Source organism: Delftia sp. DT-2 (assembly GCF_028401915.1).
In the GTDB taxonomy this organism is placed as follows: Bacteria; Pseudomonadota; Gammaproteobacteria; order Burkholderiales; family Burkholderiaceae_C; genus Comamonas; species Comamonas tsuruhatensis.
This window is the reverse complement of record NZ_JAQOTI010000038.1, coordinates 1-7757: the sequence shown is the minus strand read 5'-3', so window position 1 is coordinate 7757 and position 7757 is coordinate 1. Positions and strand designations below refer to the sequence as shown.

The window sequence follows — 7757 nt, the reverse complement described above, 5'->3', positions numbered from 1 at the left end:
ATCGCAGATTTGAAAGTGAACAGGAAAGTCAATGAAATCAACGATCTACCAACACCACCTCCGCGCCAGTGCTAGCTTTTCGTACCGTCACTTATTGCACTGAAAACGAGGAGACCCCCTGGAGGAAATTGGCGCAACTACTACGACAGCCTCACGCTGTTTTCGCCGGCACGGTACTCGGGGTTGCCTGGCATGGCATTTCCGGGAGATCCAGGTCGCTACCCCCTGCGCGATGAGGTGGTTGGGTACTTGGAGCAATACAGTGAGCACTTCCAGTTGCCCATCAAACAAAAAGCGCAGGTTGTCCTGGTGGAGCGAGAGGGGACAGGCTTTCGCGTCGCAACAGCAGATGAACAGATCTTTTTTTCCAAGGCCGTCGTGGTGGCCACGGGAGCATTCAGCCACCCCTACATCCCCGAAATAACAGGCCTGCAGGACTTTGAGGGCCGCGTGCTCCACAGCGCAAGTTATGGAAGAGCCCAAGAGTACTCTGGAGAGCGTGTCATCGTGGTGGGCGCTGCGAACTCTGCTGTACAGATAGCGCATGAGCTGGCTCAACTCGCGAATGTAACGTTAGCGACCCGGGAACCTGTGCGCTTCTTTCCCCAGCGACCTTTGGGCATCGACTTCCACGCTTGGCTGAAATGGACTGGTTTAGAGAAGACCAGATGGCTCAACGACCAAAGCACCCCTGTGCTCGATCGTGGGACCTATCGGCGTGCGCTGCACTCTGGGCTGATTAGGCACAAAGACATGTTCCATCAAGTGACGCGTGATGGTGTGGTCTGGCAAGACGGGACATATGAGCCGGTTGAAAGCATCATCTTTGCCACAGGATTTCGCCCGAACCTGGACGCACTCGGGCAGCTGCCAGTGCTCGACCAACAAAATCGGGTAGCTCATAGAAATGGTGTCTCAACTACGGTGCCGGGCCTATACTTCGTAGGGTTGCCCAAGCAGCGCAGCTTTGCATCTGCCACATTGCGAGGTGTGGGGCCAGATGCTCAGTACATAGCGAAAAGACTGATAGCTCAATTGCGCTGATTGAGAATGAATGCCTTGGATCGATCGAAGCCACACGCGGGCCCTTGGCAGGTCGCGACGCCGTCCCCCCATCGGCCCGAAGCGCTTGCGCCTCGGCCGATAGCTCGCTCCTCACACTGTCATGGGGGCACAAACTAACGTCTAGTGGCGCATCTCTCTAAAGTTCAATGCCGCATAGCTTGCAAGGACGTGAAAAATCAAAGTCCGACCGCTGTGGCGCGCCGAGTGTTTATGGGCGTTCGGCATTTTGCCAGGGCACAGCTTGGCCGCTGCGCCTCCACGTTGCGCGTCCGCGCTGACCAGCGGCGACGCTCAGCCGCTGGGCGCACAGAGAACTCGCGGAAGAAGGCCCGTACCTGACACTAGTTTGAGCTGAAAAACCAAGCGGTCGGCGCCCCCTAGCCGCTGCCCTTGCATCAAGCATCACAGGGGTAAGCTTGGCCCCCTCTGTATGCATGGGCAACTGCGCGCGCGATTCATTGGTGGCACTTCACCACAGGCATGTCCATGGAGACGATCCATGGAACTTGGCGTCGTTCCAACGTAAGTGTCTAGGGAAGTCATCTTGCGTCCCTCGGGGACATCGCCAACACAGCCCTTCTCCCACGCTCGAACACTTCGGCAGGTAGGGTTGCAGCCGCTACCTGTGGCTGATTTATCGAAGTATCAAAACCGGGCATGGACTCACCCTTAGCAAGGTGGTCGTAGTGCTTCCAACAACAAGGTGGCGAATTCGGGAGTGGCCATAGGCGCCCATCACCAGAAGCGAGGTTCCTTGGGAGGCAAGCCAGTCGGGTATTGCCTCATGCGCATCGCCCCGCAGCATCGCCACATTCACCTCGAAACCAGCGGCCTGCAAAACCTGCTGGGCTTCATCCAGCGACCGACGCGCCTCGCCGTCGTCCGTGCCGCACCTGACGACGCTGCACGGCAGGCCAGCCAGCATGGGGCTGCGCGCCACCGCTGCGACCATCTTGATGGCAGTGGTACTGCCGTCATCGGCGATAGCGAAGTGCGCAGGCTCTGCAAAATCCTCCTTCGTCGCAACCAACACCGGGCACTTTGCTGCCCGCACGACGCGTTCCACATGGTGGTCTAGATGCAACATTCCTGTCTTGCCGGGGCGATGGTGCTCGCCCAGCACAACCAAGCGCGCATCGGGTTCCATCTCCAGCACGGTGTCCACCAATTCGCCTTGGCGCATGAGGGCAGCTACCTGCTCGACCCCTGCAGACCGGGCTCGTTCCTGCGCGCGGTCCAGCATCTGGCGGCCAGCCTGTTGCGATAGCCTGCCGCGCTGGGCGTCAAGCTCGCTCAACTGGCTGAGCAGTTCCTCCTGCGCGCCCAGGCCGATAGCGCCGCTGAAATCCGAGACAGCGGCCGCATCGGGATCGCGCTCCAGCACATGCAACAGCTCCAGTGGAACCCCAAGGCGCCGCGCCGACCAGGCGGCCCAGTCAATCACTGCGGGCGTCGTCGTCAGGCCATCGATATAAGCATAAACCTTCTTCATTGGTGTCTCCTCAGTGCATGAGTTGTTCGACAGCGCCGGGCTTGTCGTGGATGGCGAATCGGTCTACCAGCGTGCTGCTGGCTTCGTCCATGCCGATGACTTCCACCTCCGTACCCTCGCGACGGAACTTGAGCACCACTTTGTCCAGTGCGCCGACGGCGGTAATGTCCCAGAAGTGCGCGCGCGAGACGTCGATACGGACATGGGGAACGACCTCCTTGAAGTCGAAAGCCGAGAGGAAGGATTCAGATGACGCGAAGAACACCTGCCCCACGACTCTGTACACCCGCGTGCGGCCCTGGTCCTCGCTGCTGCGGTCCACCCGCAGTACCCGGCCCACCTTGTGCGCAAAGAAAATGCCCGAGAGCAGCACACCTACAAACACCCCTTTGGCCAAATCGTGCGTCGAGACCGTCACCACCACTGTGGCAATCATCACGATAGACGAACTGGGCGGATGCTCACGCAGCTTGCGCACTGAATTCCAGCTGAAGGTGCCGATGCTGACCATGATCATCACTGCCACCAAGGCGGCCATCGGAATCTGGCTTACCCAGCGGCCCAGGAACACCACCATCACCAGCAGCAGCACGCCAGCGGCTAATGCCGACAGGCGCCCGCGTCCTCCCGACTTCACGTTGATGACCGACTGGCCAATCATGGCGCAACCCGCCATACCGCCGATAAAGCCCGTGGCAATGTTGGCGACGCCCTGGCCCATGCACTCGCGGTTCTTGTTGCTGGGGGTGTCGGTGAGGTCGTCCACGATGGAGGCTGTCATCATCGATTCCAGCAAACCCACCACAGCCAAGGTCATCGAATAGGGAAAGATGATCTTGAGCGTGTCCAGGTTCAGCGGCACGTCGGGCAACAGAAAGACCGGCAGGCTGCTGGGCAACTCACCCATGTCGCCCACAGTGCGGATATCCAGTCCCATGGCGATGGAGACTGCGGTAAGGACGACGATGGTCACCAAGGGTGATGGAATTGCCTTGGTGAGGTAGGGCAGGCCGTAAATGATGGCCAGGCCCGCTGCCGTCATGGCGTAGACCACCCAGCTCACGTTGGTGAGCTCGGGCAGCTGCGCCATGAAGATCAGGATAGCCAGCGCATTCACGAAGCCTGTGATCACCGAGCGCGAGACGAAGCGCATGAGCGCTCCGAGCTTGAGCACGCCCGCCAGGATCTGCAGCACGCCCGTGAGCACCGTAGCCGCCAGCAGGTACTGCAGGCCATGGTCCTTAACCAGCGTGACCATGACCAGCGCCATGGCACCCGTGGCCGCAGAGATCATGCCTGGCCGGCCTCCGGCCAAAGCAATGATCACGCAGATGCTGAACGAGGCGTACAGCCCCACCTTGGGGTCCACACCCGCGATGATGGAAAACGCAATGGCCTCGGGAATGAGGGCCAGCGCCACGACGATGCCCGCGAGCAGATCGCCCCGGACATTGGCAAACCAGGTTTGCCGGATGGAAGAAAGATTCATGAGAAAAAGGCAACGCCACCGACGACGGCCGATGCGCTGCAGACTGCGGAAACAACGAGAGAAATGCGCAGCATCAAGCCGCCAAAAGGCAGCGAGGAAGCACGAAAAAAGATATTGAAAGTCCGCTAGAGCAGGGACTTGAAGCGCGCCAGGCTATGGCGGAGTGACGGAGCAGAAATACCCAAGCGGCAGCTCACGGTTCGGAACGAACACTGTGGCTTCGGAGCACTTGGAGATGTAATGCGTCACCCTACTATTGTAGACCGGCAGCCAAGCTTAGGGCCTAAGCGGGTGGCCGATGCGGCGTGGAGCAGGTAGCATCACCACTCGTAATTGCCGAAGACCTCGACACGCTCGATGCCCACCAACTGCGCGATGCACTGCGGGATGCAAGCAAAGAGATTGGATTCAAGAAGGCCGTCATCGAGAAGCTCACGCACGAGAACGCATTCCTTAAGCGGCTGAAGTTCGGTGCGCAGAGTGAGCGGTTCATCAACGCCGAGTATAAGAGCCTGCTGGACGAGATGCTGGGCAGCAACCTGGCGGCAGTGGCCGCCGAGATTGGGGCGCTGCAGCCAAGCCGGGCCACCGGCGAGCGGCAACACCCCCGGCGCGAAAAGCTGCCGCCACACCTGCCGTGTCGCGACGTGTGCCATGAGCCCACGAACACCACCTACGGTTGCGGCCAGGCCATGCAATGCATCGGCGAGGACGTGGCCGAGAAGCTCGACTACCAGCCCGACGTCTTCACCGTCGAGCGCCACATCCACGGCAAGCGGGGGTGCAGGTGCTGCGAGCGGATCGTGCAGGCGCCGGTCGCTCCGCACATTATCGACAAGGGCCCGCCGACGACCGGCTTGCTGGCCCAGGTGCTGGTCGCCAAGTATCTGGACCACCTGCCGCTGCACTGGCAGGAAGCCATCTTAGAGCGAGCCGTACATGCCATCGTGCGCTCCACGCTCGCTCAGTGAGTCTCCTGCGCATGCTCTTGTATGAAAGCCCGAAGCCGCTGTTCGGAATCAAGCAGCTCCGGACACTGGGGATGCCGCATGACATGGCCTTCGAGGTGGTGATGCGTAAGCCACTCCCCCGGCAGGCAGCCCGAGCCGATCTGGTAAGCAGCGCTTGCTCAATACCCGAGCGCCAAGCAACCGTAATCAAGTACTGCGCGAGCGCTGGTGCGCTCCGTCGGTGCCAGAATCGCGTGGCCTTGGCACGGCTGTTGGCGGGAAAGTGCAGGCGCCGAGCGGTCAGGACGTGAGTGCGAGTGTGGGGCTGCCATCGTCATCACTTCTTCTCCCCAGAGGCATTGTCCTTCTTCTCTTGCGTCTGCTTGCGGCGGAACTGAGCGATGTCCGCGATCCGAAGGTCTTCGGGCAAGGCCTGGCGGTGCTTGCTGTGGCCGACGCGCTGCGCGTGATAGATGCCGGTGTGGCCCGAGACCAGGTAGCTCGCGATGCACGCGATGGCAGCGAGCGGGCCGATGGCGGGCCCGAAGAGTTCCACCGCCATGACGATGGTGGCAACCGGCGTATTGGCCGCCCCGGCGAACACCGCCACGAAGCCGATCGCGGCCAGCATCGAGAACGGCAGGTGCAGCACCGGCGCCATGGCGTTGCCCAGGGTCGCACCGATGTAGAACAGCGGCGTGACCTCGCCGCCCTTGAACCCAGTGCCCAGCGACACCACTGTGAAGACCAGCTTGCCAAGAAAGTCCCATGGCGCGGCCGGCGCCTGAAAGGACTCGATGATCGTCGGAATGCCGAGTCCGATGTATCGGTAGCCGTCGATGGCCCAGACTGCCGTTGCAACGACGATGCCGCCCAGGAGCGGGCGCAAGGGCGGGTAGGCAATCCAGCGCTTCATCAGCGCGCCGAGCTTGTGCGTGGCCGTGGCGAACACTAGCCCGGCCAGGCCGAACACGATGCCCGCGGCAACGACGGCGACCACGCTCCAGAAGGCGACCGGCGCCACGGCGGTGACGACATAGTGCGTGTGATGCACACCCCATGCCAGTCCGACCTGGTCGGCCACGATGGCGGCCACCATGCAGGGGAACAGGGCGTCGTAGCGCATGCGGCCGATGGCCAGCACCTCCAGGCCGAAGATCGCTCCGGCCAGCGGCGTGCCGAACACCGAGGCAAAGCCCGCGCTGATGCCGGCCATGAGCAAGATGCGCCGGTCTTCGTGCTTCAGACGGAACAGGTGTGTGAGCTGGTCGGCAAGTGCGCCACCCATCTGCACGGCAGTGCCTTCGCGCCCCACGGAGGCCCCGAAGAGATGCGAGATCACCGTGCCCCCTAGCACCAGTGGCACCATACGCAACGGCACGACCTTCTTCGGGTCGTGGATCTCGTCGATGAGCAGGTTGTTACCGGCATCTACCGGCTTGCCCAGGCGGTAGTAGATCCACCCTACGGCAAAGCCGGCCAGGGGCAGCAACCAGATGACCTGGCGGTGTGCTTCGCGCCAGTTGGTAGCCCTGTCGAGAGCAAACAGGAAGAAGGCGGAGGCGGAGCCGGCCAGGAAGGCGACGACGCTGGCGATGACGAGCCACTTGCCTATATATGGCAGAAGCTCGAGTTGTTCGGGGCGGCGAAAGCTGGTCATGTGGATCAGGAGCGAAAACAAGGGCCTGATCGACCAGCAAAGCAGATGTGAACGCGAACGCCTACAGCCCTGTGATGTGATCAGGTGTCTGTAGGCATCATTAGCTGCGGCGATGCCGCGACGGTTCATGGAGGAATGCCATCTCCAGTGGCGCGATGATAGCTGGCGGCCGCAGCAAAGTAAATTCTCTGGGGGCTTCAGCCGTGACTTACCAGGGGCTGGTGCCAGCGATGAGGCAGAAGCTCGGCGATTTGGAGGTGAAGTTGACGCGGACCGGCGGTCGGTTTCTGGTTTGTTTCTCAAACCATTGACGTCTCCCCCGAATTCCTGACCTTTCAAAACTGGAAGTGGGGTCGCTTTCCGGCAGTCCCGAAGGGGCGCAAGGACAAGCAATCAAGAGGTCGAGATTTTCCGAGGAGCAGATTGCATAAGCGCTACGACTGGCCGAGTCGGGCAGAAGAAGCTCGGTGACCTGGGCGTCATCGAGCTCAGACGCTTGACGATGCTGGAGCATGAAAATGCCCGTCTGAAGATCGTGGCCGACCCGACGTTGGACAAACAGATCCTGCAGGAGGTTGTCCGAAAAAAGCTCTGAAGGCTGTCAAGCGGCGTGAGCTGGCAGCCTGGATGCAGGAGAGCTTCAAAGTGAATGCGCGCAGGTCGTGCAGATTGGCGCTGCTGAGGCCCTCGGTCTGGTATCAAAAGAGCGAGGCGCTCGATCAAAGTTCGCAGCACCTGCGCATCCGGGAGATCGCGATGGATCGCCCACGGATAGGCTATTTGCGCGTGCTGTTCATGCTCAAGCGGGAAAGATGTACGGTCGGCAAGAAGCGGGTCTATCGCCTACACTGACTTGAGGGGTTGCAGCTTCGCACAAAGGTCAAGCGCCGCAAGCGCATCAGCCTGCAACGGGACCGGACCTGCGCTGGCGCATGGACTTCGTGCACGATCACATGCTTGATGGTCGGGCATTCTGTGTGCTCATAGTGATCGATCAGTGCAGGCGCGAGAGTGTGTCTCTAGATGTCGCATCCCGGACGATTGCATAGACTCTAAACGCTATCCACTCTTCATGGCCCGAGCCGTTCTAAAGGAGTTGAT

General features: G+C 60.9%; 5 protein-coding genes, 1 pseudogene and 1 riboswitch. Of the genes and pseudogenes, 3 read left to right on the top strand and 3 right to left on the bottom strand.

Annotation, left to right across the window (positions count from 1 at the left end; translation table 11 throughout):
• Positions 1–93 precede the first annotated feature (93 nt).
• Positions 94–1044, top strand: a complete 951-nt coding sequence (locus PO605_RS30500) for a flavin-containing monooxygenase (RefSeq protein ID WP_334313830.1) — start codon at positions 94–96, stop codon at positions 1042–1044.
• Positions 1045–1699: 655 nt separating this feature from the next.
• Here PO605_RS30500 and PO605_RS30495 read toward each other — a convergent pair.
• Both PO605_RS30495 and PO605_RS30490 read right to left on the bottom strand, forming a co-directional pair.
• A complete protein-coding gene (locus PO605_RS30495) occupies positions 1700–2557 on the bottom strand; it encodes a universal stress protein (RefSeq protein WP_017406712.1) in 858 nt (285 codons plus the stop codon).
• 10 nt (positions 2558–2567) lie between these two features.
• The gene (locus PO605_RS30490) at positions 2568–4046 is read right to left on the bottom strand and encodes a SulP family inorganic anion transporter (protein WP_272207319.1); all 1479 of its coding nucleotides are present in this window, start codon (positions 4044–4046) and stop codon (positions 2568–2570) included.
• A 305-nt stretch (positions 4047–4351) separates the two neighbouring features.
• On the opposite strand from PO605_RS30490, the pseudogene PO605_RS30485 reads away from it, so the two are divergent.
• Positions 4352–5014, top strand: a pseudogene (locus PO605_RS30485) (IS66 family transposase zinc-finger binding domain-containing protein); the annotation flags it as partial.
• Between the two features lie 319 nt (positions 5015–5333).
• Here the strand turns inward: PO605_RS30485 and PO605_RS30480 are convergent.
• A complete protein-coding gene (locus PO605_RS30480; protein ID WP_026062872.1) occupies positions 5334–6656 on the bottom strand; it encodes a voltage-gated chloride channel family protein in 1323 nt (440 codons plus the stop codon).
• Positions 6657–6740: 84 nt separating this feature from the next.
• Positions 6741–6811: riboswitch (Fluoride riboswitch) on the bottom strand.
• A gap of 472 nt (positions 6812–7283) precedes the next feature.
• On the opposite strand from PO605_RS30480, the gene PO605_RS30475 reads away from it, so the two are divergent.
• On the top strand, positions 7284–7508 hold the full coding sequence (locus PO605_RS30475; protein WP_017407300.1) for an IS3 family transposase: 225 nt from the start codon (positions 7284–7286) through the stop codon (positions 7506–7508).
• The last annotated feature ends 249 nt before the right edge of the window (positions 7509–7757 follow it).